Genomic DNA, 26,008 nt, shown 5'->3' with positions numbered 1-26,008 from the left:
TTATAATGAGTAAACTTTACTGCCTTCAAGAATGCTGACGTTGTTTTCCTGTAAAACCTTAATTGCCTCGTCAAGTTGCTCAACTCGGAAAACCACCAGGGCTGCATTGGTTGCTTTTTGTAAAAAGGCGTAAAGGTATTCTATGTTAATGTGAACGTTTTGCAATATTTCCAGAACTTTAGCCAATCCACCCGGGTCGTCTTTGACTTCCACTGCTATGACATCGGTAGTGCTAACGGTGAAACCGGCTTCCTTCAAGACCCGGTAAGCTGAGTCAGGGTTATTTACGATTAGGCGCAAAATACCGAAATCGGTGGTGTCGGCAATGGAAAGGGCTCTAATATTGATGTTATTGTCCCCAAGAACCCTGGTTACCTGTGCCAAGCGGCCCGATTTATTTTCTAAAAAGACTGATATCTGCTTTACTTTCACCTGCACATCCCCCTATCTATTTATTTGGGACATTCCTTCGAAAGGAGGTGTGTCCCATTTCCTTTATATTTCCCGCTTATCCATAACTCTTTTGGCTTTTCCTTCACTACGCGGGATCGTCCGCGGCTCGACTAATTTTATGCGGGCGGAAATGCCCAGCACGCTAAGAATCCGGGCTTTAAGCCTTTTTTCCAGGTCCTCTAATGCCCTTACTTTATCTGAGAAGAACTTGTCACTTATTTCCACCCAAATTTCAAGGTCATCCAACGTACCCTTACGGTCGACCACAAGCAGGTAATGTGGCTCTGTGTCGCCAAACTCAAGCAATACGCTTTCAATCTGAGACGGAAAAACGTTAACTCCCCTGATAATCAGCATATCATCAGTGCGCCCGGTAACGCGCTGCATGCGTACAAAGGTTCGCCCACAGCCGCATTTATCCTCCCGGAGAACTGTTATATCCCTGGTGCGGTAGCGAATGATGGGCAGCGCTTGCTTGGTTAAGGATGTTAGCACAAGTTCGCCCGGTTCTCCGTATGGTAGTGGTTTAGCTGTTTCCGGGTCGATAATTTCAGCAATAAAATGATCTTCAAATATATGCATGCCATTTTTTTCGGGGCATTCCATTGAAACGCCGGGACCCATGACCTCGCTTAACCCGTATATATCCAGCGCCATTATGTTAAGCTTTGCTTCCAGCTGGGCCCGCATGCGTTCGCTCCATGGTTCAGCGCCAAAGATGCCGGCTTTTAACTTCAGGTCCCTCGGATCTATCCCTGCGTTGATAATTTCCTCGCCCAGGAACAAGGCGTAAGATGGTGTGCAGGTAAGAATTGTGGTACCGAAGTCCCGCATTAACATGATCTGTCTGGAAGTATTGCCGCCTGAAATAGGAACCACCGTGGCTCCAAGTCGCTCCGCACCGTAATGGACTCCCATACCACCCGTAAACAAACCATAGCCGTAAGCGTTTTGCACTACGTCGCTGGTAGTACCGCCAGCCATAACCAGTGCCCGCGCCATTAAATCAGACCAGTTGGTAATATCTTCCTGAGTGTAGCCCACCACAGTAGGTTTGCCGGTGGTGCCTGAGGAAGCATGGATTCTGACTACCTTGTCCATGGGTACGGCAAACAATCCAAAAGGATAATTATCCCTTAAATCTTGCTTTGTTGTAAAAGGTAATTTCTGTAGGTCATCTAAAGAATTAATATCACCTGGTTTTATGCCTGCATTATCGAAACTATTGCGATAAAAAGGAACATAATCATAGACACGCTGAACTGTCTGCTTCAACCGTTCAACTTGTAGATCCTTTAACTGTTCCCGCGGCATGGTTTCATATTCCTTTTGCCAGTACAACTTTAAACCTCCCTTCACCGATTATTAAAAAGATAGCATAACTTTAAACCAAAAAAAAGAGTATTAATATTTTTTGAGGGACAATTTAACTCTACAAAACTTCTACCGGTATGGAAAAAATTGACTCTATTTCGGACCAGTGCCTGCCTAAAAGGTCCCGTCCGCCGGGATCAAAGGCAATCTGCGGTAAAATAACAAGATCCGGGGTGGAGTATTTATTTTTTAAATAATCCCCCAAAGTATTGATTATATCGTCCATCACCAATAATCCCGCCGTTTTTATAGAACCTCCGAAAAAAAGATTGGGAACAGGAATAACCGTAAATAACTGATCATTATTATATTTATTAAGGGCCATGGTTAAAACTTTTGCTGCCATTTCCGAGGCAAGCAACACGGTATTGGCTGCCGACCTCCTTAACGAGATTTGGGTGATATCCTCAATCAAGGATAAATCTATATCGTACTCCATTACCAGGCCGGAGCTTTCCCCGGCGGCCTTATTGATAACAACTTTATTGGCCTTGGCTCCGTTTCTTGCCAGCAGAATTGGATTTGCCGTCTTTTTTACCATGTAAAAAGCATGAACCCGGGAAAAAGCCTCTTTCCCATTAACAGTTTGGATTATATTCCCCCGCCTGATTCCTGCTGTAAAAGCAGGTGAATTTGGTATAACACCGGCTACCTCCGGTTGCAAATCGGTTATCAAAGGTGGCTCTACAGTTAGCGGTGCTTTGGTTTTTGAGGCGAGTTCGGCAACTGTTTGTCTAAGTTGTTCAGGCATAGTGCCGGGATATCGCAATTGTGCTTGCGCCAGGCGGGTAAAACCAGGTATGAATATCCGAATGGTTTGTGCCCCGCAGCTATCAAGATAAGATATAGTTTCCTTTAAATCTTCCCAACCTGTCAGGTGCGGCATGGCCACAACACTGCCGTGCCAGTTTAATCCGTATTGGCCGAGCAAGGCCGCTGCCGCGACCGCGTTTTCAGAACGCAAATCGCCCATTATCTGCCGGCGCAGGTTGAGGCTATTGAGCGAAAGATAAATGGTTACCGGTGAGATAGAATGTAAAAACTCCAACTGCCCGGCATCCAGCAGTGAACCGTTGGTGGTTATCTGGATGGTAGTATGTGGCAGGGCTTGGCGTATTGTGGATAAAAATTCTTTGATTTTAGGGTGGGTAAAAGGTTCACCTTCATTAATTCTTGTTGCCGACTCTCCAATTACGACTGGTTTTCGGGGGTCCAGAAGCGTTATGATGTTGGATAATTGTTCAGTTTTTAGCGGTTTGAGATTGAATGCTTCAACACCGGGTGGATTTTGCAAGTTGCTGCAAAATACACATTTCACATTACACTGAGAAGTTAACGGCAGAATATTGCTATGACCGGCAGCCCAGTAAATAAGCCTTTCGACATTATTCGGCAAGTTATTTTTCAATAGATCACCCACAAGTTAACCACTGATTTATCAAGTTATTAACAGACTTATCCACATTATCCACAGCAGCAGCAGGCTATTTTATGTGAAAATATTACTTTGCTTAGCAAAATACCTATATTAGGATAAAATAATAAACGTTGAATGACGGGGATTTTGATCAGCTTGTGATATGTGTAAATCATAATTTCATAAAATGTAGTGTAAACTGCTGTTTATTTTGTGGAAAAATCCATTGATTTAATATCTATCCTCTCCAAGTTTAAGACCGGGTACTGCGTTTAATGTCAGCGGAGCAAAATCATGACGTAAATACTTGAAGTAAGCGGCACAAGCAATCATTGCGGCATTATCTGTACAAAGAATCGGCGGAGGGGCTAGTAAATCCAGCCCCATGCTAGCGGTACGGTTACTTAATTCATCTCTTAACAGTTTATTTGCAGCTACCCCGCCTGCCAGCATAATGGTTTTGGTATCAAATGATTTAGCAGCTTGTATAGTTTTATCTACTAATACATCAACTACAGCCCGGCGAAAACTTGCCGCGACGTCAGGTTTGTTTACCGGAATCCCTTTTTGCTTGCACTGGTTAAGGTAATTGATAACTGCTGTTTTAACGCCGCTGAAACTGAAATCCAGGCTGTTTTCTTCCAGATATGCGCGGGGAAAAGCAATTGCTTTATCGTCACCCATAGCTGCCAGCGTGTCAATTTGCGGCCCGCCCGGATAACCTAAACCAAGCACCCTGGCCACTTTGTCAAAGGCTTCACCCGCTGCATCGTCTCTGGTGCTGCCGACTAATTGGTAACTACCATGGCTTTGTATTAAAACTAAATCAGTATGTCCTCCGGAAACCACCAGGCAAATAATTGGAAATTCGGGATCGGGATGGGCCAGCATATTGGCATAAACATGACCTTCCATATGGTTTATCCCTATGAGGGGTATATCCAGGCCAAAGGCGATTGCTTTTGCGGCCGCCACACCAACCAGGAGCGCACCAACCAGCCCTGGCCCGTAAGTTACGGCTACAGCGTTGATCTGGCCAAAACCGGTAGCTGCTTTATCCAAAGCTTGTTTAACAACAACGTTGATTAATTCAAGGTGTTTTCGGGAAGCAATTTCAGGTACTACCCCACCGAATTTTTGATGTACTTCGATTTGTGATGAAATAATATTAGATTTAACTATAGTTCCATTTTCCACCACGGCAACTGATGTTTCATCGCAGGAAGTTTCAATTCCTAAAATGGTAATGCACATTAGTCAAGGCTCCTCAATTGATATCTGGGCTTTTATTATATTTATTATAACCCCAAAACTTGGCATAAAACTATCCAGAAAAAACTTTTACCTGAGGGCCGGTGTACCCCGCTGCGCTCAGAACTCCAGCGCCGACAGCACCAACGGCTCGCCCCTTGCGAAACCGGACCGCCCTCAATTCGCCGTCCTAGCTCAGTTCTGGCTTTCGCGGGCATCACGCCCGCTCGTCCGGTTTCGCTAACGAGGCTTCGCCGGGTGCTGTTACCGTCGCTTTCGTATATCGCTTGCGGGGAGCTACCAGCCCTCTGTCATACTTTTTCATTATCTGCTGGTGCCACGCTAGTGGCATGAAGGTCTAATAATGATTATTGTTTATGGAGGAGCAATTATGAAGTTAACTGTTGTTACCTATAATATTAAAAACGGTATGGGTATTAACGGCGAGGTTTCACTACCAGCTATAGCTTCTACCATTGCAAGTACAGGAGCTGTTATTGCCGGATTGCAAGAGGTTGATTATTTGCGTCCAAGAAGCGGGTTTAAAATACAATACCGCAAACTTGGTCAAATGCTGAGTATGCAATCCGCTTTCGGCCCGACAATAACATGCCTCGGTTTACCGCGATTTGGAAATGCGGTTCTTTCTATATTTCCTATTAGTGAATGCGTTAATTACCCGCTGCCCAGCAAGTGGGAAAAAAGATGTTTATTAAAAGTTAAAATTAAAACGGATATCAGGGATATATCCTTTTTTTGCGTTCATCTTGGCCTTAACCAGTTAGAAAGGATAAAACAAGTAAAAAAGATAATAGAATATATCGGCAATGAAACCGGACCCTTAATTTTAGCCGGAGATTTTAATGCCAAACCTGAGTCCGATGAAATTAAAAAAATAAAGACCTTGTTCCAACCGGTGGACCCGGAAGGACTTTGGCCTACTTTTCCCGCCAACAAGCCGGAGCATAAAATAGATTATATATTTTATTCTGCTCACTGGAAGTTGATTAAGCCATTGTTAATTAATAGCCAGGCTTCTGATCATTTGCCCTTGGGGGCTGAATTTGAACTAAACTATTAAAATTTATTCAACTCGGGTATTTCTGCACCAAGTTCAGCCAAAACGTCTCGCATGACTTTTCCGGCGCTTTCATTAACCAACACAGTTGCTTCTTCATCCCACTGGGTCGGTGTCCGGTTAATAATAACCAATTGTCTTGCCACGCCCGGAAGCCCGGCAACAGGGTAAACTGTTAGGCTGCTGCCTACGACGAGCATTAGCTGACATCCGGAGATTACTTGTGACGCCTGGTAAAACGCTTCACTCATTTTATCCTCAAAAAGCACCACATCCGGTCGTAAAACCCCGGAACACAATGAGCATAATGGTGGGTTTTCACCTTCATTAAAACGCTTTGTAAGCTCTTCGAACGGGTACCGTTCTCTGCACTCTGAACACTGACACGTGCGCAAATGGCCATGAACTTCCCATACCCTGGTTGATCCGGCGCGTACATGCAGGCTGTCAATATTTTGGGTGATTACACCGAGCAACAAATTAATTTTCTCTAGATGTGCCAGCGCATAGTGTGCTATATTGGGTTTAGCGCTGTTAAATTCGATCCACCGTTTTAAGTTAGTTGAATAAAAACCGGCCGGGTCTCTGCGTAAAGCAGATAGGCTGGCGGTTTTTGCAGGGTCGTGTTTTTCCCAGAGGCCTGTGCCCGGGCTGCGATAATCGGGAATGCCGCTTTCCGTACTAATGCCGGCGCCTGTAAGTGCGATTGTTTTTGTAGATTCTTTTATCAGCCGCGCAATTAAACTGATCTTCTCACTATATTGCACTGGCTACCTCCAATAATATTGTAATTTTAATTATATTATCTTAAATAGTTTTTTTATGTCAATTACGGTTGTGTTAATATGTCGCCATGCTTATCATGGGGGATATAAAAGTGTAAATTATTATTACATTTACTATTTTATGATCAAACCGGATTGGGTTTTTTGTTTGAAAATTAAAACATTTTATAAAGTTTGCGCATATTGGCATATATATTGCATTTATAAAGATATTAGTTTTTTACGCTATTGAATTTATCAATGCCGGAGGTGGAAATAAAGAAATGAAGCAGCCATTATGGGTTCCTTCGCAGGAAAGAGTTAACAATGCGAATATGACAAAATTTATTGCTTTTGTAAACAGTTCATTAGGAAATAATATCTTGGATTATAATCAATTGTACAAGTGGTCAATCGATAACCTGGCCGATTTTTGGTCAGCCGTTTGGGAATTCTGTGGAATAATATCTTCAAGTAAATGGGAAAGTGTTGTTATCAACCAGGATGATATGATGGGGTCTCGCTGGTTCCAGGGGGCGAGGCTCAATTTTGCCCAAAATTTATTACGCTATCGTGATGATAAGATTGCCCTGGTTTTTCAAGGCGAGGGACAAGAACCGAGGCGGATTACTTACGCCGGGCTTTATGACCAAGTGGCCCGGTTGGCAGCGGCAATGCGCGAAACGGGTATTGTAGCTGGCGATCGCGTAGCTGGGTTTATGCCCAACATGATTGAAACGGTTATGGCCATGCTTGCTGCAACCAGCATAGGGGCCATATGGTCTTCATGTTCCCCGGACTTTGGAATCAAGGGAGTTTTGGACCGTTTTGGTCAGATCCAGCCCAAAATTTTGTTTACCGCAAATGGATATTTTTACAACGGTAAAAAAATTGATTCCTTAGGCAGAGTTGCCAGCATTGTTAAAGAAATTCCTTCTATTGAAAAAGTTGTTGTAGTTCCCTACACAGAGACTGCCCCGGACCTTTCCGGCCTGCCTGGTGCTGTAATTTTTTCTGATTTTCTATCACCACTGGATAACCTGGAAATTGAATTTGAGCAGCTTCCCTTTGATCACCCCCTGTATATCATGTATTCCTCCGGCACCACAGGTGTTCCAAAATGTATCGTTCACGGCGCCGGTGGGACGCTGATCCAACATTTAAAGGAACTTATTTTGCATACGGACCTAAAACGTGAAGACACGATATTCTACTTTACTACCTGCGGTTGGATGATGTGGAATTGGCTGGTCAGTTCGTTGGCTGTAGGAGCAACGGTGCTGCTTTATGACGGGTCCCCTTTTTATCCCGGTCCGGAAACGCTGTTTAAAATGGCTCAAGATGAAAAAGTCAGTGTGTTTGGTACAAGTGCCAAATTCCTGGCGGCTATTGAAAAGGAAGGAGTAAAACCAGCGCAGTTATTTGATTTGTCTGCATTAAAAGCAATTTTATCAACAGGATCACCACTTTCGGTAGAAAGTTTTAAGTATGTCTATCGTGATATTAAGCAAGACGTCTGTCTTTCATCGATTTCCGGAGGAACCGACATTATATCCTGCTTTGCCCTGGGCAACCCCATTGGCCCTGTTTACGCGGGAGAACTTCAGTGCCGGGGCTTGGGAATGGCTGTTGATGCTTTTGATCATCAAGGCAATTCATTACTCAATAAAAAGGGTGAACTTGTTTGTAAAGCGGCTTTTCCTTCCATGCCTATATATTTCTGGAATGATGAGGGAGACAAAAAATATAAAAAAGCGTATTTCAGCGTTTTTGAAAATGTCTGGCACCACGGAGATTATATTGAGATAACTGATACAGGTGGGGTTATCATTTATGGCCGATCTGACGCCACTTTAAATCCTGGCGGTGTGCGTATAGGCACTGCGGAAATCTACCGGCAGGTGGAATCGCTCGAAGAGATAAAAGACAGCCTGGTAGTAGGCCAAAACTGGGATAATGACGTCAGGGTGGTGCTATTTATTAAACTAAGCGATGGCGTGGAATTTAACAATGACCTCGTTGCCAAAATTAAGAGGGTAATTCGGGAAAACGCGACACCCAGACATGTTCCCGCAAAAATCATCCCTATTGATGATATTCCATACACCATTAGCGGTAAAAAAGTGGAACTTGCTGTACGTAATATTATCCACAATGAACCTGTTGAGAATAGAGATGCCCTGGCCAATCCCGAGGCACTTGAACTATATAAAAATATACCGGAGTTGCAAATCTGAAAACAAGAGGTCCGGTTAGACCGGACCTCTTTACCTATATTTACTAAGCAGAAATTCCAATAATCTTTCAAATTGCAAATTTACTAATTCATTTACATCTGATTTTGTTTCAGCTGCTCTTTTTTCAATTATCCTGATCTGGTTCATAAGATACTCATGAATTATATGTTCTACAACCTGTTCTTCGCTCCAGCCGGTTTTGGCTGAAAATTGCTCGATCATATTCATAACATTTTCAGAAAAATTAAGTTCAAATTCTCTGTCTTGGCTCATAGGTTTTCCTTTCCAGAAAAATTATCGCTTTGATAGGTTTCTTTATTCTATGATCTTTTTGCCGCAGTAACTACAATATTTTCCACCCTCAGGGAGTTCTTTACCGCAATCGGAACACATTGGCGGTGCCGGTTGCATAGATTTAATCTGATCTTCCAGATCTTTCATTTCGATTTCAAGTTCTTTGGTAGAATCAATTAAGCGTTTAAGTTCTTCTTCTACACTATCCCGTCCGGTTTGCTGTTGGTAATACAATGCCCCAATACCCGCAAGGTTATTTTCCATTTCTTTTTCCATTTTTCTCAACTCGTGTTTCATTTTAGTTACTTCTATCAACTCAGATGATTTTTTAGTTAAATCCCTGGCCCTGTCTCCTGCTTTACCGCTTAAATCCTTGGCTTTGCTTCCAAATTGTTTGGCACTTTCGGCAATTTTTTGAATAAATGACATTTAAATCACCTCCGCTTAAAAGTAATTAATTCAGCGAAATTATCTAAAACCCTTCGCACTAGATTATATTTATGAATATTTTTCACAAAAAATAAGACTTTTTCAAGTATAATAGGTCAAAGGGGGGAAAGACATGTCAAACATCCTACAGCGTCACTGGCATACCAGCGTCAGGCAATTGACCGGTGACGTGCTGGAAGCGCAAACCGTTTATTGCGGGACCGATTGTGAAGCCGGTGTTATTTTAAAAGTTGAGGCACAAAGCTTTAAGATTATAGATGCCATACTTGAAAGTTATTCTCCTCCTGTTAAAGTGTCCAGAATAGATGGCTTGTTAGGGGAAGAGGCATATTTCAACTGTGGTCCTGTATTAAAAAAAGCAGCCGGCAGCTTGGGAGCATTTCCACTGTCGCTGCTTGCTGAAACAGTGCGTGGAATTATTCAAGCAGAAACTTTTATTTGGGAAAAACGAGGGTATTCTTCAACATCAGCTTACAATGATTTTTGGGAAAAGTTTTATTTAGGTTCCTGCCGCTACTATAGCAACCTTGATAAAATTACTCAAAAATGGGATGAGTATGTGTCATATTCTCGCTCCACAAATCTATTTAATCGATTTAAACAACAGTCAGTTGACTTTATAAACGGTAAAGGTTATGAGGTTAATGTAAAGTTAAGTGATTCATTTCATGAAATGAATCTTGATCTGGAGTTGGACTTGCAGTATAAGATAGTTAAAACGACAGGGTCTATTCTAAGGGCTCCGGACCCTATTTGTTTTGAGACGACACAATTGATTAAGAATCTGGCAGGACAATTCATTGCCAAACTTAGTAAAAAACAAATTGCCAAATTAATGGGTTTGGGTAGTGGCTGCGTTCACTTAATTGATATGGCTTACGATGGAGTGGTATCTATGCAAATTGTTGAGGCGGGGGTGGAATAATTTAACAAACGTTATTTGGTTTAAAATTTTTCTTATGAGGTAAAATACGGTAAATTGAGGTGATATAATGAGCGATCATAAAGTAGCTGATTACAGGGTAAACTTTCGCGAGAACGGCAAAATTCTTAGCGTTGAGATAACTTGCTGCGGTAAACATATTGGAGAAATTAGATTTGAAGATGGCCAGAACAAAGTATGCCCGGAATGTGGGGTGAAACACTCAGTTAAAATCCAGCATAATCATTTTCACCTGTCCCGAAGCAAATAAGAAAGGAGTAAAACAAAACATGGCTGGTAAAAAACATAAAAAGTATTCCAAACCGTATAAAATCAAACCTGCCGAAGTGTATGTAAATAATGATTTGAATGCTTGTGAGCCAAAGAAAAAGTAATGTAATGGAATATAAATTGTTAATTGCAAGGTGAGTTGCCGTTAATTATAGCACTCACCTTGGTTTTTATTGTCGTTATCCTTGATCATGTTAATAGCTTTAGTGCTAAGAACCACTGGAAACATACGAATATACTTAGGTCTGAGAAAAGTATTAGGTAAAAAAGAATTGGTAGTAATTAGCCTTTTTTCTATTAGTAGCTTTGTAATATCAATAGCTTGTTGCTCCGATAACCCCAGGTTGTCAATAACCTTACCCATTGCATCTTCTAGAAAAAATGTACACTTTTGGGCATGGTAAAGTTCACGTAAAATTTTCTCCAGGTACAGTTCCTCTGGTTCCATAATACTTGACATAATTTGCACTCTCCTTTGTTTATGTTTATATTATTCCACCGCCAATTGGTAATGATGTCAGGCTGATTAGATAAGATAAGTTAGCAGTATAGTTTTTTTGGCTTTATTAAACATATTTCCAGTTTATTCTTGTTAACAACAACTATCGCCAGCGGGTCCAGAATGATACCACCGCCTCCGACACAGGAATGTTTGGTTGTCCCGCCATAGACACTGGTTACAGAAATGATAGGTATAAGGGAACCGCCCGGAAAATTAACCGGATTCCCAACCTCTATATTAGTTTCATAATTACTATAAAAACATTTGTCTTCTTCTGCAAACAACTGCGAATCCTCCTGAAGGATTTATCCAATACGTTACCCGGTAGTATAACAGTATTTTAAAATATTTCAAAATTAAATTTGCCGGACCGGAATGATAATCTTTCTATCTTTTACTGAGAGTATTCCGCCGGGTGATAGCCGGAGTTCAGGTAAATGGGTTGCCGACAGGAATAAAATTGTGTATAACAGGTCGTAGTGCGGGTGGCCGCGTTCCGCCAACAATTCATATAATTTTGAACACTGGACTATTAATTCGTCAACCGGCCTGCTGCTCATTATACCGCTTAACGGAAGGGGCAGTTCATATATAACGCTGTTGTTTTCCGTTAAGACTACCCCGCCCCCTATCTCAAACATTCGTTTGACTGCATGGAGCATCTCCAAGGGCTGACGGCCAAGTACAATGATATCTCCCGTAATGGTATTAGAACAGGCCATTCCGGCTAAATTATCGGCAAATCCCTGTAATATACCATTACAGGCCCAGTTTCCATCTTTGTTCAATAAGGTGGCGTAAATCAAACCTTTTTCCTGCGAAATATCTATAAATCCGTTTTGAGCGGGTAGCTTACAGTCCCTTCTCCTGGTTATGACAGGATTAACCAGCGATATGACCGGGTATTTACTATCCGTTGCCAGTGGGACCATATATTCCGGTTTCATTGCCGGAGTTAGCGAGTTCATTGCTAAAATTCCGTATCTGGGCCAGCTTGGTTCAGGCAGATTCACCAGCGGCCTGTTATTTTCAGCCACAATTTGTCCCTCGGCCATTACTTTTACCGGTGTAGGATTCGATGGCTGCTCCAGGAATAAAATATCGGCCAGCCTGCAGGGAGCGATTCCGCCTAATTCATGATCTAAACCATAATATGTCGCCGGGGTTATGGTAGCCATTCTATATGCTTCGATGGCAGGAACGCCTGATTCAATTGCCAGGCGTAAAATATAATCGGTAAAACCGTTCTTCATGCTTGGAGGAGTAACACCATCTGTAGTAATCATGCACCGGCGCAGATCAATATTTAAATTAATTAACTCTTTTAGTAAAGTGGGCAGGTCCGGGCGTAATGAGCTATGTCTTAGCGTTGCATACATGCCCAGCCTCAGCCGGTTTAACGCTTCCTCTCCGGTGATGCTTTCATGGCAGTCCGAAACTCCACCGGCGGCAAGGGCGTTTAAAGTTTGTAAAGAGGCCCCGGGCGCATGACCTTCTATTCTTTTGCCCAATCTGAGAGCCAGCAATATATTTTCCAGCATTTGCTCTTTACCTGCTATCAGGGAGGGCCAGTCAGTAAGTTCACCTACTTGCCTGGCCAGTGGAGTGTTCAATAACGCTTTTATTTGATCCGGCGCAAAGAGGGCAGCCCGTTTTTCAGACTGGGTTTGGGGGTCCAGCCGTACGCTCCAGAGGAGTTTAACCGGCAGCTTAAATAATTCCTTCCATAGTTCCAAAAGGTCTTCAACTTTCATGCTCATGAAGAAAAATAAATTATCACAAATCAAAGTGGTTGTACCCAGCGTCATTACTTTTTCGACAAGGGTTACCGGGTTATAGGTTTGAAAAGGATGCGCATGAGGCTCAATATAACCAGGGCAAAGGTAGAAATCATCTGCCTGTATTGTTTTTGTCTTTGCACCTACCATGGCATCTGAATCTCCAACATAGGCAATATGCATACCTTTTATCGCAATGTTGGCTTTGATGTATTCACCTGAATATACGTTAATAATTGTTCCACCTTGAATATAAGTGTCACAGTTTATTTCACCTCTCGCAGTGCGAATCAAATCATATAAAATTACCTGGTCCATTGTGCGCAGCTTATTGTTTTCCATAGCAACCTCCGTTAAGATCTGTTTTCTAAAAATCTGTATGAATTAATTATAGCATTGCCTTTCAAAAAAATACTTTTGGTATCAAAATTTAATAAAATGTCAATTATAATAGAACCTAATAATTTATACGGGGGCAATCACTATGCAGACGGCAATCGTCCTAGACTTCCCTTCAGCGGAGGACCAACAAGTTATTCAGGCTGCAGTACAAACATTTCTATTAACTCAAACCGGAAGAACCAGGGAATTAATGCTAAAAACAATCAGGGCGGTTCTTGACCGTTATAGAATTACAAAATTTGGCTTTGCCGATTATTATGTGTATGCCACATACGAGCCTAAATGGTCGATGATCAGGGCTAAGAAAACAATTGAGGGCCAGGATTGCCCCGGGTGTGGGATCAGTATATATACCTTTAAAAGTACTGTTCGCATACTGGGCATAGAAGAGTTCCCCAAGAAACATTTTGTGACTTATGGCTGCAAGTGCGGAGCCGTTTTTGGAAAGTGGGAGTTATATTTATAAATTAAGCTGCAAGGCTGTGTTTTTTTTTAGTTTATTGACTGCATAAAGAAGCTGTTGTTTAATGTAATAAGCATATATATTGGGAGGAATTAAAATGTTTTACGAAAGCACCAGGGGTGACGGTAAGTTAATTACCTCGGCTGAAGCTATTCAACAGGGCATATCCCCTGACGGCGGACTATTTATTCCCGAATCGAAACCAATAATTAAGCTGGATGAAATATTTTCACTGGTACAAAAATCCTATGGCGAAAGATGTGCAGAGATACTAAAACCTTACTTATCGGATTTCACCAGCGATGAAATTACTCAATGTGTTAATGATGCATATAATAACAGTAACTTTGATCACCCGGACATAGCACCAGTTGCAAACCTGGACCGGGGATTGAGTGTCCTTGAATTGTGGCACGGCCCTACTTGCGCTTTTAAGGATATGGCGTTGCAGATTTTACCACGCCTGTTGGTTAAGTCCATGGAGAAAACCGGTGAAGCAGGAAATATCTTAATCCTGGTGGCTACTTCCGGAGATACGGGTAAAGCGGCGCTTGAAGGGTTTAAGGATGTACCGCATACCGCTATTGTAGTGTTTTATCCAGAACAAGGGGTAAGTGAGGTTCAAAAGTTACAGATGATTACCCAGGAGGGTAATAACGTTGGAGTTTTTGCGGTGCGGGGCAACTTTGATGACGCGCAAAGCGGGGTCAAAGAGATATTTGGCGATACAGCAACAGCTCAGATTATTTCGAAATATAATTACAAGTTTTCATCTGCCAACTCCATCAATTGGGGAAGATTAGTTCCGCAGATAGCGTACTATTTTTCAGCTTATGCAGAATTAATTAAACAAGGCAGGATACAATTGGGAGAAAAAGTTAACTACGTTGTTCCCACTGGAAACTTTGGCAATATCCTGGCGGGATTTTACGCGCGGGAGATGGGGTTGCCGGTTAATAAGTTGATTTGTGCCTCCAATGCCAATGATGTGCTGGATGAATTCATTAAAACAGGTGTATATAACCGGATGCGTGAATTTAAGAAAACCCTCTCTCCTTCCATGGACATATTAATATCCAGTAACCTGGAGCGGCTATTGTTTGAATTAACAGGCCATAATCCAGAACCTGTGCGCAAATGGATGTCACAATTAAAGCAATCCGGAAGTTATCAAGTCGAGGAAGAAATTAGGGAAAAGATACTGGGCATTTTCTGGTCAAGTTTTGCCACGGATAAAGAAACGATGCAAACCATACGTGGTGCCTATCAATGCTATAATTACGTTATGGATACTCATACAGCTGTGGGACTTAATGTTTACGAAAAATATCTGGCTGAAAGTAGCGATCCCAGTTATACGGTAATTGTATCCACCGCCAGCCCGTTTAAGTTTAATGCCAGTGTTGCCCGTGCGCTGCTTGATGAAGAAAAGACTCACGGTAAAAGCGAGTTCGATTTACTGGAGATGCTGTCCGAATTTAGTCAAATGCCGGTTCCCGCCGGACTTAAAGATCTTGACCTGCGGCCAGTGCTTCATAGTGAGGTTGTAGAAAAGAATAATATGAAGCAGGCAGTCCTATCATTTATAAAAAAGTAAATAAAAAGACATTGAAAAGTTTATTATTGCCGGTGGGTCAAAGCCGGTAGTTTTTCCCACCGGCTAGTGTTTGCCGTAAAAACCTCTCTAAGGGGTGTGCCCAATATGAGAAGTCAAACTCTTTTGCCCATGTCTATTACCGTATTTTTATCTGTATTTACTTATTATCTCCTGTCAACTTGGACAAGCTTGTCTGAAAATAAGAGCATGGCCGCCGGAGTTTTAGTGGCCATATTATGCAGCGGCATATTGAAAAGAATTTCAGACAGGAAACATAATGACAGCAACCAAAACTAGCGTTGATTGTTCTTTTCCAGGACTTCGCCCGGCACATACCACTTGCCGTTCACTTTTCTCAGGTCTTTATTGACATCTGCTACAGGATAAAAAGCCCAACCCTGGGCCTTCTTGGTGTTGCAGATTCAGGCCCACTCCTTCACCAAAATGGGAATATTAAAGTGGCTCGAAACGTGAACTTCACCGGTATCTGGATGATATAATACTCCTTTAATTTCTGCCATATTTAAACACCTGCTTTTGCGTTATTTTCTTTATTAATACAACTGAGTATCTGCTTAAGTCAAGTACCCATTATAGGAGGCATCCCTTCCATGTTGTTTCAATCCTCGCAATGACAAGTTTTTAGATTATATACCCATGATTTGGAGGTGTTTTGGTTGGAATTTACGATTAATGGAACCTGCATTGTGGTTTTGCAGGGAGATATCACTAAACAGGATACTGAGGCCATTGTAAATGCCGCAAATTCCAGTCTGCTGGGTGGAGGGGGCGTGGACGGGGCCATCCACAGGACCGGCGGTCCTCAAATACTTGCAGAGTGCAAGCAAATCAGGGCCAAACAAGGAGGGTGCCCTACGGGAGAAGCTGTTATTACCTCAGGCGGAAATTTAGCTGCCAAATATGTAATCCACACTGTTGGGCCGGTATGGCGCGGAGGGAGTAATGATGAAGCCAGGTTGCTGCGAAATGCTTATTGGAATAGCCTTAATCTGGCCAATGAAAAAGGTATTCGCAGCATAGCTTTCCCTTCCATTAGTACGGGAGCCTATAGGTTTCCAATTGTTGAGGCTGCTCAAATAGCGGTAAAAACGGTGTTGGATTTTGTAGTTGAGAAAAGAATACCTGAAGAGATAAGATTTGTTTTGTTTAATGACAGAGACCTGCGAATTTACCAGAAAACCTGGGAACAAAATCTTCGATCAAACATATAAATCAAACGTTACCTTTTATCCTTAGCTCCGGCCATAAATATGGCCAGTTATACTTTCCTGGTAAAGTGCAAAAAAGAACCGGGTTATTAACCCCGGTTCTTTTTAATCGTTCTGAGCCACCTGAAACAGCCCGTCCACTGCGGCAGACAATTGCTTATCGCTATAACTTTGCAAGGTAATTGCCTTATTGGGACATTCACCGGCGCAGGTGCCGCAGCCCTGGCAAATTACTGCTTCTATCTCGGCCACATGCTTATCGTTAATTCTTGGGGCTTTAAAGGGGCAAAGCCGTACACAGGTAAGGCATGCCGCGCATTTATCAGGATCAACAACCGCCACCACACCTTTGGATTCCAGCGTTGCGTGACTTAAGATGCTGGTTGCGCGACCTGCAGCCGCCTTGGCCTGGGCGATGCTTTCTTCTATATTTTTGGGACCGTGGGCCAAACCGCACATATACACGCCTTCGGAAGCAAAATCAACAGGACGCAGTTTCATGTGTGCTTCCTGGAAAAACTTGTCCGGATTAAGCGGGACTTTAAATAACTGTGAAATACGCGGGTTGGATACGGCAGGATTAATTGGAGCAGCCAAGATTAACAGATCTGTATCCAAAGTAATATTTTCACCTAAAATATGATCCTTAAAGGATACTTGCAAGGTGCTGTTGCCGTTGCCGCCCGCCAGTTGCACCTGCGGCTTGTTCTCTACTTCGTAGCGGACAAAAATTACCCCGTTGGCCCTGGCTTCACGATAGTAATCCTCGTTGAAGCTATAGGTTCTAATATCCCGGTATAAAACTACGAGAGAGGCGTCGGGGTTGATTTCTTTAACTTTTGTCGCAAGCTTCATCGTTTTGGTGCAACAAATACGGCTGCAATAAGGCCTGCCTTCCTCCCTTGAGCCAACACATTGAATCATGACGATATTGTTGGCCTTTTTTATTCTGGCATCCAGGTTGGCAATAGCTTCATCAAGTTCCAACTGGGTTAAAACCCGCGGGTCCTGTCCGTAAAGATATTCATCGGGCTTGGCCTCTTCAGCCCCGGTAGCGATAATGGTGACGCCGTGCTTGATTTCCAAACCGGAAGCCAGCTTGGTCTTAAAATTACCGATATACCCGGATACTTCTTCAATTTCACTTCCCATATATATATCAATTGACGGGTCATTATTGACCTCGCTGATCAATGCTTTAACGTAACCTTGAATGTCTTCTCCGTTAAAGCCTTCTTTAATTCGAAGGGCTGTGCCCCCGAGTTGGTCGCTTTTCTCCAATAAGCTAACTTTGTAACCTTGTTTGGAAAGACTGGTTGCTGCAACCATGCCGGAGATGCCGCCGCCAATTACCAGTGCGTTGTTGGTAACCCCAACTTTAACGCTGTGCACGGGTTTTAAAGTTGCAGACTTGGCCACAGCCGCGCTAATCAGGTCTTTTGCCTTTTGTGTGGCTTTTTCCGGCTCTTTCATATGCACCCAGGAGCATTGATCCCTGATATTGGCCATTTCAAACAGGCTTGGATTAAGACCGGCTTCGCGCATGGTTTCCTGGAATAAAGGCTTGTGAGTGCGTGGACTGCATGAAGCTACGACAATGCGGTTAAGTTTATGCTTTTCAATTAACTCCTTCATGGCCGCCTGGCTGTCTTGGGAGCAGGCATACAGGTTGTTAGTCGCGTATACGACATTGGGCAAGGTTTTAACATATTCGACGGTCGAGGGGACATCCACAACGCTGGCTATGTTGATGCCGCAATGGCATACAAAAACCCCCAGCCTGGGTTCCTCTTCGCTGACATCTTTTTCTTCCGGAAATTCTCTTTCTGTTACCAGTGTGTTACGGGCAGGCGCTAAAAACGCAGCAGTGTCCCCTGCGGCGGCACTGGCCTGCATGACGGTTTCCGGGATGTCTTTGGGGCCGCTGAAAACGCCGGCCACATAGATTCCTTCACGGGATGTCTGAACCCCGGTTAAGTCTTTCAACTGGCAAAAATTATATTGATTCAATTCTATTCCCAAAATGCCGGCCAGTTCCAAAGTTTCATCGGTGGGTTTTAAACCCACGGACAACACAACCATGTCAAAATCTTCTTCAGTAACCTTTCCGTCGGGGGTGCGATACCTGACGCGAAGTTCCTTGGTTTGCTGTAATTCCTTCACGGAGGAAATCATGCATTTAACATAACGCACTCCGTACTCGTCTTTGGCACGGTTGTAATATTTCTCATAGTCTTTGCCGAAGGCCCGGATATCCATATTGAAAATGGTGGTTTCCAAACCATGGACATGTTCCTTCGCAATAACTGCTTCCTTGGTGGCATACATGCAGCATACCGAAGAACAATAACCGCGGCAAAGCGAAACGTCACGTGAGCCGACGCACTGGATGAAGGCTATTTTTTTAGGTTCAGTGCCATCAGCTTTCTGCACATGTCCCTCATAGGGGCCTGATGCGCTGAGCATCCGCTCAAACTGCAAACTGGTAATCACGTTGTCATAAACGCCGTAGCCGTATTCACCACGCAACTCGGCGTCAAACAATTCATAACCGGGGCAAAGAATGATGGCGCCCACGTTTAAAGTTGTTGTTTCCGGCTGCATGTTGTGATCAATGGCATCCACCGGGCAGGCTTTGATACATTTACCACAGGCCTTGGGGTTCTTGTGCCTTAAGCAGTTTCTAACGTCAATGATGTAAGCATTGGGGTAGGCTTGCGGGTATAGTTTATAGATAGCTTTACGTTTACTTAATAGCTGGTTGAATTCATTGGGAACTTTAACCGGGCATGCTTCTGCGCAAGAACCGCAACCCAAACATTTCTCCGGGTCAACATAACGTGGCTTCTTGTTGACTGTTACAGTATAATTGCCCGCCTTACCGTCAAGGCCCGTAATTTGAGAACACGTTAGAATCTCAATATTACGGTGGCGGCCGCATTCAACTAATTTGGGGGAGAGAATACACATGGAACAGTCATTGGTGGGGAAAGTTTTGTCCAGCATGGGCATACGCCCGCCTATTGCCGGCGACTTTTCGACAATATAAACCTTGTACCCCACTTCGGCAAGGTCCAGGGCGGACTGCATACCGCTTATACCAGCTCCAACAATTAATACGGAACCAACGATGTTTTTATTGGAATTGTTATTTTTCAATGTACGCCAGACCTCCATCTTCCTAAATTAGCCCGCCAGTGACAGTGACTGCAGCAACGGCTTTGGGTTTACCAGATGCAGATTAAACCATTTGTTGCAATCCGGCAAATCCAGGGCCATACCTACCAGCTCTGTGAAATAAAACGCAGGTAATTCAGTATTGCGCTCTTTTCTCCGCATTTCCAGGTTGGATTGGCAAAGCGGGCATGCTGTTACAATAGCCATTGCGCCTGCTTCTTTGGCAGCATCCAGTAAACGTCCGACCATTCCTTGAACAACACTGCTGGAAGTTAAGCCCAGGTTTGCGCCGCAGCAGTCAGTCTTATAAGACCATGGTATTACCTCGGCACCAACTGCTTTCATTACGTTATCAAGGGAGACCGGGTTTTCCGTATCGTCAAAGCAGGTGACCTCGGGTGGCCTTACTAAAAGGCAACCATAGTAACATACAAGTTTTAAACCTTTTAAGGGCTTATTTACGCTTTTGGCTATGGCATCCACACCAATTTTACTGACCATGGCTTCAATTAGAGAATAAACATTAATGCTGCCGTTATATTTAAATTCCACAATGCGCTCAATTTCACCGCGCATTTTTTCATTATTACGCATTGTATAATCAGCCTTTTTTACCCGGCTGTAACAGGCTGAACAGGGAACTGCCAAATCCATTCCGGATTCCTGGGCCAGCGCCAGATTGCGTGAAGGTAGGGCTATAGAAAGCTTATGGTTGGTGCTGTGGGCCGAAGTGGCCCCGCAGCACACCCAATCTTTAAGTTCCACCAGCTCAACGCCAAGAGCATTGCAGACCGCCTTTGCGGACATATCGTATTCCTTGGCGGTGGAGCTTAAGGAGCATCCGGGAAAATAGGAAAGTTTCAATTTGAGTACTCCTTTCCATTTTGGTTAATTATAAGTAATCAGTTAAATCAATGTTTTTCATTTTTGTTGAGGGGCCCGTGGCCATTGGTGCTGAAAAATATATGTTTAAGTTTACCTTTGGCTTTAATTCTGTGAGGCAGTAAAGGCATTTTACCTTTTTTAAACATCTCCAAGCCTACATCAAGATCTGACATCAGGTCACCGCTTTTCAGCTTGTAAATTGCCATCATACTGCTTTCGTGCACACGTCCGAAAGTCTTAACCGAGCCCAAAAAAACATTGTGAAATAAATTGATATTCTTTTCTTTGACTTTGCCTTCGCGGATTGACATTTCCTTTAAAGCATCCATCACTTCTGCAATGTTGATGCCGTTCGGGCACCGCGCGCCACAGGTCTCACAACTGGAGCATATCCAAATGCTGGAGCAACCTAAAACCCTGTCCTTTTGGCCAAATTGCACCAGACGTAATATTTCGTTGGGAAAATAATCGGCGTATTCCGTCGCTATACAACCGGAAGCGCATTTTTGGCACTGGTAACACAGTTCAATGGGCTGGCCGCTTTTTTCTCTAACTTCATTGAAAAAGTTTTTCTTTTCGGAATCAATAAATTGCACCCGTTTACCCTCCCTTGTAAAAAATATAGCATAAGCGTAAAATATAATTGACAATATTTCATAATATCTTTATAAAACAATACATATGATAATAAAGATAATGCACTTTATAGATTTTGTAAAGGTTAAAAAAGACCAACTGATTTCGCAAATACTAAATGTTAGTTACGCTACAATTCTTAGTTAGTATAATTATCAATAGCGTAATAAGTTCATTATAGCGGATAAAACCCAAAAAATAAAGCAAAAATATTCCTACAAAATCAATAAATGATATTCAAATAGGCTAATTAGCAGGCTTTTTAGCGTAATTAAATGCTTTCAGGGTTTTGTTAATTTATTGTTAAGCTTACAAAGGATTGATTTTTATCATAAAATGTTATACTAATAACCGCTTTTGTCTTAGAAACATCAATAACGCGCAATATCAAAAAATTTTTTTTGACTCAAGCGAATTTTTCTTGTATAATAATATCGTTCGCTCCAAATTAATATTGTTCAGTTGCCGGGCGGGTGTAGCTCAATGGTAGAGCCCTGGCCTTCCAAGCCAGTCGCGTGGGTTCGATTCCCATCACCCGCTCCATATTTATCTCCCGGTAGCTCAGCTGGACAGAGCAACGGACTTCTAATCCGTGGGTCGGGGGTTCGAATCCCTCCCGGGAGGCCAGTAACCCCAAGTATTTGCGGGTTTTTTTTCTTGACCAGCTCAAATAAGGCATGCTAAAATGTAAAACATAATAAAACCATAAATATAAATGCGGGCGTGGCGGAACGGCAGACGCGCTGGACTTAGGATCCAGTGGGGCACACCCGTGGAGGTTCAAATCCTCTCGCCCGCACCATATGTAAAAAGACCTTCCGATTTATTAGGAAGGTCTTTTATTTGCCACTCATTTTACAAAAATTCACCTTTTATCTTGCAATAATTTTTTCTTCTTGTTTTGTTAATCGTTCATCCAGTTTGAGTATATCAGACCAGGCTGCACGGACTTCAGTTTTAATCGTGGTAACATCCTTTTGTAGCTTTGGGACATTGTTTTCTATGAGTTGAACATTACTTTCTAAATGTTGGACATTGCTTTCTAAGCGTTGAACATACTTTCTATCCTCTGGACATTGTTTTCTATGCGGTCAAGTATGTCATTAATTGGCTGAAGTTCTTCAGTCAGAACTTTTCGTAGCATTTTTTCAAGTTCACTCATTATTGATTGGCCTCATTGTTATCACCGGAGATGTAATTGAATAATTAATAAGATTAGACATTTTACGTTTAAAGAATGACAAACTTGAATTAAGGTTACTACTTGTACAATTAATTGTATATGCAGTCAAACTGGGCAGCAAGTCCTTTTAGCACCGATAACTCCCCCCTAAGTGGCTAAATTAATTATAACCGCACCATCAGTGGGATAAAAGAGAAATAGGAGAAACGAATTTAGCATTAACTACAACCCAAAGGTTTCTCCTGTTACGCCCTGGGGGGTTATGTTAATCAGACCAAAAGTTGCTTTATAACCTGGTTGGGGTCTGGTTGTACTGCCGGGGTTAAACAATAAAATATTGTTTTCACTGGTTACCAAAGGGATATGAGTATGGCCAAAAATAACTATATTTGCTCCAAGCTCCTGGGCGCGGTAAAACAAAGGCTGCAGTGTGCTCTTGACCTGGTATAAATGGCCGTGGGTGATAAAAATTTTATATCCGCCAATGGTTATTGTTAAATCCTCTTGCCCGTTGCTGTGAGGATCGCAATTGCCTCGTACGGCGTAAACCGGTATTTTAAATAATGATCCTAATAGTAAGGCGTCGCTATAATGATCTCCAGTGTGAACCAGTGCATCAATTGCGCCCAGTTGGTTTACAGCCTGAACTGCTGCACTGGTTAAGCCATGTGTGTCACTAAGCACTCCAATTTTCAAAAAAAATTCCCCCAGCTTCTTTTAAATCCTTAAGAATAGAGTGTACTTTTTTTAATGCACGGCCGCGGTGGCTGATAGCGTTTTTTGTTTCAGCATCCAATTCTGCAAATGTTTTTCCGTATTCCGGTACCAAGAACAAAGGGTCGTAGCCAAAGCCTCCGTTGCCGCTGGGTTGCGTTTCAATTATACCTTCGCATGAACCTTCAACTGTGGCGACTTTGCCACCTGGGGTGGCAACCGCAATAACGCACCTAAATCTCGCTGTTCTCTTTTCCCGGGGTACGCCCTTCAATAACTGCAATAATTTTTGATTGTTGGCATTGTCATCTCGTTCCGGGCCGGCGAAACGGGCGGAATGAACCCCGGGTGCTTTATCGAGATAGTCGACTTCCAGTCCCGAGTCATCAGCCAGGGAAATTTCGCCTACAGCAGCGGCAGTTTCTACTGCTTTTTTAATCGCATTGGCTTCGAAAGTACCCCCGTCTTCAACAACTTCTGGAACGTCCGGATAATTGGCAAGGGAAACTACTTCAAAACCTGATCCGGACAGCAATTGGCGCAGTTCCCGTACTTTTCCCTCATTGTGGGTGGCCAGTACAATTTTCATTTGCCTACCTCCCAACATTTTGGGCTATTTGTCCCAGCACTTGCTTTTGATATTCAATTAAATCTAAAATGCCTTTCTGCGCCAGGTCCAGCATACTGTTGGTTTCATCCCTGGAGAAAGATGCTTCCTCCCCGGTGCCCTGTATTTCCACGAATTTGCCGTTGCCGGTCATTACTATATTCATGTCGACTTCCGCCTGGGAATCTTCTGTATAGTTTAGGTCAAGCACAATTTCACCGTTTACCCTGCCAACGCTTGTGGCAGCAACAAAGTCCTGGAGCGGTATATGGTCAAGTCGTTTATTCTCGACCAGCCATTGCAAAGCATCAACAAGTGCAACAAATGCGCCTGTTATTGATGCCGTACGGGTGCCTCCATCCGCCTGGATGACATCACAATCCAGGGTTATTGACCTTTCGCCCAGTGCTGCAAGGTCTGTTACAGACCGCAGCGCGCGGCCGATTAGTCTTTGAATTTCCAGGTTGCGCCCGTTGGGCTTGCCCCTGACGGAATCCCTGATCATTCTGGTACCTGTGCTCCTGGGCAGCATGCCGTATTCTGCAGTAACCCAGCCGCCTCCGCCTTCAATTTTACGCCAATTCGGTAGTCTGTCTTCTACGGTAGCTGTACAAATTACTTTGGTATCGCCAACTTCGATTAGCACCGAGCCCTCAGCATGCTTATTTATTCCCCGTGTGATTTTAACCGGCCTCATCTCGTGATTATTTCTGCCATCAACTCTGGTCATGTTTTCCTCCTGGTCGTTACTTGGATTTTTAGATAGTATATATGTTTCCCTGAACGGCGGCTTCCACTCCTCCGCCAAAGCCCGACCGGGCTTGATTAACAAGTTCATGTGGTTCATATTCAGGCCAAAAATGAGTGATTAATAACCTTCTGGCATTTGCTGCTTTAGCCAGTTCACCGGCCTGCCGGGCCGTTAAATGAAAATTTTTTAGGTAATCAGCATCTTGATCCAGACCACTGGCCTCGCAAAGAAAGAGATCAGCATCCCGGGCTGTTTTTTTAATCATCTCTGAAGCGCCGGTATCGCCGGAAAAGAAAAAGCTTTTGCCCTGGCTTTTAACCAACACCGCATAACCTGGTAAAGAGTGCATAGTTGGTATAAAATACAGCTTTAAATCACCGGCGGAAGCTGTTCTTAGTTTAAGGCCGTTGATTTCTTCCCCAACAGGTATATCATCGATGATATTTATGTTAAATGCCTCTGTATAATCTGCTATTTTTGATGAAATTTCTACGGGGTCGCGCGGGATAAACAAGCTTATTTTTGCGTTTATCCTTCCCTCGCGCCTTGCTCCTTCTACCGCATGCCGCAGGCAGTAAATGTCGGCGTAATGATCTGGATGAAAGTGCGTAATAATCTGGCCTGACAAAGAAGTATAATGTATGTGCCGGGTAAGCTCGGCAAAACTGCCGTTGCCTGCTTCCAGCATCAAATTGGTGGTATTACTTTGAAGCAAATATCCTGAGCAGGCTTCCCCGGGGCGCGGATAAGGCGCCCAGCATCCTAAAACCGTTAATTTCACGAATCATTCCCCGTTTTTCAAAAAATTAGCGCGGGCAATTACACTACAACCAATTGCGCCGGCATACTGGTGCATTGATGGGACAAGCACTTTAACCCCGAGTTCATTACCGATGATTTCTGTTAAAGCAGGGCTGGCGGCAACACCGCCTGTAAATACTATTACCGGGCTTAATAGCTGCTGCAGCATAGGCCTTATTCGCTTGAAAATTGAATGGTTGACCCCGGCGGCAAGATTTTTGGGGTCATAACCTTCTACGATACGGCCTATGAGTTCGGTCTCCCCGAAAATGGCACAGGTTGAGGTGAGATCAACGGGGTCTGCGTGGTGTTTTGATAGTTCGGACAACGTCATGTCGAGCACCCCGGCCATATTTTCCAGGTAACGACCGGTGCTGGCTGCACATTTATCATTGGTCTGGAAATCAACCATCCGGCCGCCCCGAACCAGCGCCACCTTGCTGTCCTGGCCTCCAAGGTCCAGTAAGGTAAAATCCTGCAGGCCTGTGGAATATATGGCTCCAGTAACATGAGCCTTTATTTCCGGTATGATCAAAGCATTGGCTAGATTTATGGTTTGCCTGCCGTACCCGGTGGCAACAACATTATTAATATGACTTACTTTTAATAGTTTATCCAGGTGGACCTGCAATTTGCCTTGCGTAAGCTTACCGTGTTCCCGGTAAAATATTATGGTATCAAAAATATAATAATTGATTACACCTTCTTCATCCATGAGGGCAACCTTTACGTTACGGCTGCCCAAATCTATC

Annotated in this window: 26 protein-coding genes and 3 tRNA genes; 11 read left to right on the top strand and 18 right to left on the bottom strand. The window is 43.3% G+C overall.

The window, feature by feature from the left end:
• The 4 genes from H569_RS0105380 to tsaD all read right to left on the bottom strand — a co-directional run bounded on the left by H569_RS0105380 (position 1) and on the right by tsaD (position 4,498).
• On the bottom strand, positions 1-432 hold the full coding sequence (locus H569_RS0105380; protein WP_027364162.1) for an ACT domain-containing protein: 432 nt from the start codon (positions 430-432) through the stop codon (positions 1-3).
• A 63-nt stretch (positions 433-495) separates the two neighbouring features.
• Positions 496-1,794, bottom strand: a complete 1,299-nt coding sequence (locus H569_RS0105375; protein WP_027364161.1) for a phenylacetate--CoA ligase family protein — start codon at positions 1,792-1,794, stop codon at positions 496-498.
• Between the two features lie 91 nt (positions 1,795-1,885).
• Positions 1,886-3,247: a radical SAM protein gene (locus H569_RS0105370; RefSeq protein ID WP_027364160.1), complete on the bottom strand. Its 1,362-nt coding sequence runs from the start codon at positions 3,245-3,247 to the stop codon at positions 1,886-1,888.
• A 228-nt stretch (positions 3,248-3,475) separates the two neighbouring features.
• A complete protein-coding gene (gene tsaD, locus H569_RS0105365) occupies positions 3,476-4,498 on the bottom strand; it encodes a tRNA (adenosine(37)-N6)-threonylcarbamoyltransferase complex transferase subunit TsaD (RefSeq protein ID WP_027364159.1) in 1,023 nt (340 codons plus the stop codon).
• Positions 4,499-4,886: 388 nt separating this feature from the next.
• Here tsaD and H569_RS0105360 point away from each other — a divergent pair, with 388 nt between their 5' ends.
• Positions 4,887-5,576, top strand: a complete 690-nt coding sequence (locus H569_RS0105360; protein WP_027364158.1) for an endonuclease/exonuclease/phosphatase family protein — start codon at positions 4,887-4,889, stop codon at positions 5,574-5,576.
• Here H569_RS0105360 and H569_RS0105355 read toward each other — a convergent pair.
• A complete protein-coding gene (locus H569_RS0105355; RefSeq protein ID WP_027364157.1) occupies positions 5,573-6,340 on the bottom strand; it encodes an SIR2 family NAD-dependent protein deacylase in 768 nt (255 codons plus the stop codon). The genes H569_RS0105360 and H569_RS0105355 overlap by 4 nt on opposite strands.
• 281 nt (positions 6,341-6,621) lie before the next feature.
• On the opposite strand from H569_RS0105355, the gene H569_RS0105350 reads away from it, so the two are divergent.
• Positions 6,622-8,574: an acetoacetate--CoA ligase gene (locus H569_RS0105350; protein WP_027364156.1), complete on the top strand. Its 1,953-nt coding sequence runs from the start codon at positions 6,622-6,624 to the stop codon at positions 8,572-8,574.
• 30 nt (positions 8,575-8,604) lie between these two features.
• Here H569_RS0105350 and H569_RS0105345 read toward each other — a convergent pair whose 3' ends face one another.
• Together H569_RS0105345 and H569_RS0105340 are read right to left on the bottom strand one after the other, a co-directional pair.
• Positions 8,605-8,847, bottom strand: a complete 243-nt coding sequence (locus H569_RS0105345; RefSeq protein ID WP_027364155.1) for a hypothetical protein — start codon at positions 8,845-8,847, stop codon at positions 8,605-8,607.
• 42 nt (positions 8,848-8,889) lie between these two features.
• Entirely contained in the window at positions 8,890-9,297 is a 408-nt protein-coding gene (locus H569_RS0105340; protein WP_027364154.1) for a zinc-ribbon domain-containing protein, read from the bottom strand.
• 178 nt (positions 9,298-9,475) lie between these two features.
• Between H569_RS0105340 and H569_RS0105335 the strand changes: the two genes are divergently transcribed.
• Both H569_RS0105335 and H569_RS0105330 read left to right on the top strand, forming a co-directional pair.
• A complete protein-coding gene (locus tag H569_RS0105335) occupies positions 9,476-10,243 on the top strand; it encodes a DUF2889 domain-containing protein (protein ID WP_157833463.1) in 768 nt (255 codons plus the stop codon).
• Positions 10,244-10,310: 67 nt separating this feature from the next.
• Positions 10,311-10,511 (top strand): hypothetical protein, encoded by a 201-nt coding sequence (locus H569_RS0105330; RefSeq protein ID WP_027364152.1) that lies wholly within the window; start codon positions 10,311-10,313, stop codon positions 10,509-10,511.
• 165 nt (positions 10,512-10,676) lie between these two features.
• On the opposite strand, the gene H569_RS0105320 is transcribed toward H569_RS0105330, so the two are convergent.
• The 3 genes from H569_RS0105320 to H569_RS0105310 form a co-directional block, all read right to left on the bottom strand.
• Entirely contained in the window at positions 10,677-10,991 is a 315-nt protein-coding gene (locus tag H569_RS0105320; protein ID WP_027364151.1) for a hypothetical protein, read from the bottom strand.
• 80 nt (positions 10,992-11,071) lie between these two features.
• Positions 11,072-11,317: a hypothetical protein gene (locus tag H569_RS0105315; RefSeq protein WP_027364150.1), complete on the bottom strand. Its 246-nt coding sequence runs from the start codon at positions 11,315-11,317 to the stop codon at positions 11,072-11,074.
• A gap of 72 nt (positions 11,318-11,389) precedes the next feature.
• Positions 11,390-13,153, bottom strand: coding sequence for an adenine deaminase C-terminal domain-containing protein (locus H569_RS0105310; RefSeq protein WP_027364149.1), 1,764 nt, complete (start codon positions 13,151-13,153; stop codon positions 11,390-11,392).
• 142 nt (positions 13,154-13,295) lie between these two features.
• Here H569_RS0105310 and H569_RS0105300 point away from each other — a divergent pair, with 142 nt between their 5' ends.
• From H569_RS0105300 to H569_RS0105280, 4 genes are all read left to right on the top strand, one after another.
• On the top strand, positions 13,296-13,679 hold the full coding sequence (locus H569_RS0105300) for a hypothetical protein (RefSeq protein WP_027364148.1): 384 nt from the start codon (positions 13,296-13,298) through the stop codon (positions 13,677-13,679).
• A 94-nt stretch (positions 13,680-13,773) separates the two neighbouring features.
• Positions 13,774-15,273 carry a threonine synthase gene (gene thrC / locus H569_RS0105295; RefSeq protein WP_027364147.1) on the top strand — a complete coding sequence of 500 codons (1,500 nt, stop codon included), beginning with the start codon at positions 13,774-13,776 and terminating at the stop codon, positions 15,271-15,273.
• 105 nt (positions 15,274-15,378) lie between these two features.
• On the top strand, positions 15,379-15,570 hold the full coding sequence (locus tag H569_RS0105290; protein ID WP_027364146.1) for a hypothetical protein: 192 nt from the start codon (positions 15,379-15,381) through the stop codon (positions 15,568-15,570).
• Positions 15,571-15,950: 380 nt separating this feature from the next.
• Complete coding sequence (locus tag H569_RS0105280; protein WP_027364145.1) at positions 15,951-16,505, top strand: O-acetyl-ADP-ribose deacetylase; 555 nt, start codon at positions 15,951-15,953, stop codon at positions 16,503-16,505.
• A 102-nt stretch (positions 16,506-16,607) separates the two neighbouring features.
• Here the strand turns inward: H569_RS0105280 and H569_RS0105275 are convergent, their stop codons facing one another.
• Genes H569_RS0105275 through H569_RS19290 form a run of 3 tightly spaced genes read right to left on the bottom strand, consistent with a single transcriptional unit; the run spans position 16,608 to position 21,160 of the window.
• Complete coding sequence (locus H569_RS0105275) at positions 16,608-19,661, bottom strand: FAD-dependent oxidoreductase (RefSeq protein WP_027364144.1); 3,054 nt, start codon at positions 19,659-19,661, stop codon at positions 16,608-16,610.
• Positions 19,662-19,688: 27 nt separating this feature from the next.
• Positions 19,689-20,543, bottom strand: a complete 855-nt coding sequence (locus H569_RS0105270; RefSeq protein ID WP_027364143.1) for a CoB--CoM heterodisulfide reductase iron-sulfur subunit B family protein — start codon at positions 20,541-20,543, stop codon at positions 19,689-19,691.
• Positions 20,544-20,590: 47 nt separating this feature from the next.
• The gene (locus tag H569_RS19290; protein ID WP_034629632.1) at positions 20,591-21,160 is read right to left on the bottom strand and encodes a 4Fe-4S dicluster domain-containing protein; all 570 of its coding nucleotides are present in this window, start codon (positions 21,158-21,160) and stop codon (positions 20,591-20,593) included.
• 509 nt (positions 21,161-21,669) lie between these two features.
• On the opposite strand from H569_RS19290, the gene H569_RS0105260 reads away from it, so the two are divergent.
• The 3 genes from H569_RS0105260 to H569_RS0105250 all read left to right on the top strand — a co-directional run bounded on the left by H569_RS0105260 (position 21,670) and on the right by H569_RS0105250 (position 22,002).
• Positions 21,670-21,743 (top strand) — tRNA-Gly (locus tag H569_RS0105260).
• Positions 21,744-21,750: 7 nt separating this feature from the next.
• A tRNA-Arg gene (locus H569_RS0105255) sits at positions 21,751-21,827 on the top strand.
• Positions 21,828-21,917: 90 nt separating this feature from the next.
• Positions 21,918-22,002, top strand: a tRNA-Leu gene (locus tag H569_RS0105250).
• A gap of 603 nt (positions 22,003-22,605) precedes the next feature.
• On the opposite strand, the gene H569_RS0105240 is transcribed toward H569_RS0105250, so the two are convergent.
• Genes H569_RS0105240 through H569_RS0105220 form a run of 5 tightly spaced genes read right to left on the bottom strand, consistent with a single transcriptional unit; the run spans position 22,606 to position 26,001 of the window.
• A complete protein-coding gene (locus tag H569_RS0105240; protein ID WP_027364142.1) occupies positions 22,606-23,079 on the bottom strand; it encodes a metallophosphoesterase in 474 nt (157 codons plus the stop codon).
• Complete coding sequence (locus tag H569_RS19285; RefSeq protein ID WP_034629629.1) at positions 23,060-23,686, bottom strand: XTP/dITP diphosphatase; 627 nt, start codon at positions 23,684-23,686, stop codon at positions 23,060-23,062. The genes H569_RS0105240 and H569_RS19285 overlap by 20 nt, the downstream gene beginning before the upstream one ends.
• Before the next feature lie 4 nt (positions 23,687-23,690).
• Positions 23,691-24,434 carry a ribonuclease PH gene (rph, locus tag H569_RS0105230; protein ID WP_027364141.1) on the bottom strand — a complete coding sequence of 248 codons (744 nt, stop codon included), beginning with the start codon at positions 24,432-24,434 and terminating at the stop codon, positions 23,691-23,693.
• 28 nt (positions 24,435-24,462) lie between these two features.
• Entirely contained in the window at positions 24,463-25,236 is a 774-nt protein-coding gene (locus H569_RS0105225) for an MBL fold metallo-hydrolase (protein ID WP_027364140.1), read from the bottom strand.
• Between the two features lie 3 nt (positions 25,237-25,239).
• Complete coding sequence (locus H569_RS0105220; RefSeq protein WP_407638027.1) at positions 25,240-26,001, bottom strand: acyl-CoA dehydratase activase; 762 nt, start codon at positions 25,999-26,001, stop codon at positions 25,240-25,242.
• Positions 26,002-26,008 lie beyond the last annotated feature (7 nt).

It is taken from the genome of Desulfotruncus alcoholivorax DSM 16058 (assembly GCF_000430885.1).
Lineage (GTDB): Bacteria > Bacillota > Desulfotomaculia > Desulfotomaculales > Desulfallaceae > Desulfotruncus > Desulfotruncus alcoholivorax.
Note: the sequence above shows the minus strand (reverse complement) of the source record. Positions and strands in the feature narration are given on the sequence as shown.

Bases quoted from the DNA above. Each gene is read 5' to 3' on its own strand.
- thrC (WP_027364147.1), top strand. From the start codon at position 13,774: ATGTTTTACGAAAGCACCAGGGGTGACGGTAAGTTAATTACCTCGGCT.
- H569_RS19285 (WP_034629629.1), bottom strand. From the start codon at position 23,686: ATGAAAATTGTACTGGCCACCCACAATGAGGGAAAAGTACGGGAACTG.
- H569_RS0105340 (WP_027364154.1), bottom strand. From the start codon at position 9,297: ATGTCATTTATTCAAAAAATTGCCGAAAGTGCCAAACAATTTGGAAGC.
- H569_RS0105345 (WP_027364155.1), bottom strand. From the start codon at position 8,847: ATGAGCCAAGACAGAGAATTTGAACTTAATTTTTCTGAAAATGTTATG.
- H569_RS0105360 (WP_027364158.1), top strand. From the start codon at position 4,887: ATGAAGTTAACTGTTGTTACCTATAATATTAAAAACGGTATGGGTATT.
- H569_RS0105290 (WP_027364146.1), top strand. From the start codon at position 15,379: ATGAGAAGTCAAACTCTTTTGCCCATGTCTATTACCGTATTTTTATCT.
- H569_RS0105330 (WP_027364152.1), top strand. From the start codon at position 10,311: ATGAGCGATCATAAAGTAGCTGATTACAGGGTAAACTTTCGCGAGAAC.
- H569_RS0105310 (WP_027364149.1), bottom strand. From the start codon at position 13,153: ATGGAAAACAATAAGCTGCGCACAATGGACCAGGTAATTTTATATGAT.
- tsaD (WP_027364159.1), bottom strand. From the start codon at position 4,498: ATGTGCATTACCATTTTAGGAATTGAAACTTCCTGCGATGAAACATCA.
- H569_RS0105300 (WP_027364148.1), top strand. From the start codon at position 13,296: ATGCAGACGGCAATCGTCCTAGACTTCCCTTCAGCGGAGGACCAACAA.
- H569_RS0105350 (WP_027364156.1), top strand. From the start codon at position 6,622: ATGAAGCAGCCATTATGGGTTCCTTCGCAGGAAAGAGTTAACAATGCG.
- H569_RS0105320 (WP_027364151.1), bottom strand. From the start codon at position 10,991: ATGTCAAGTATTATGGAACCAGAGGAACTGTACCTGGAGAAAATTTTA.
- rph (WP_027364141.1), bottom strand. From the start codon at position 24,434: ATGACCAGAGTTGATGGCAGAAATAATCACGAGATGAGGCCGGTTAAA.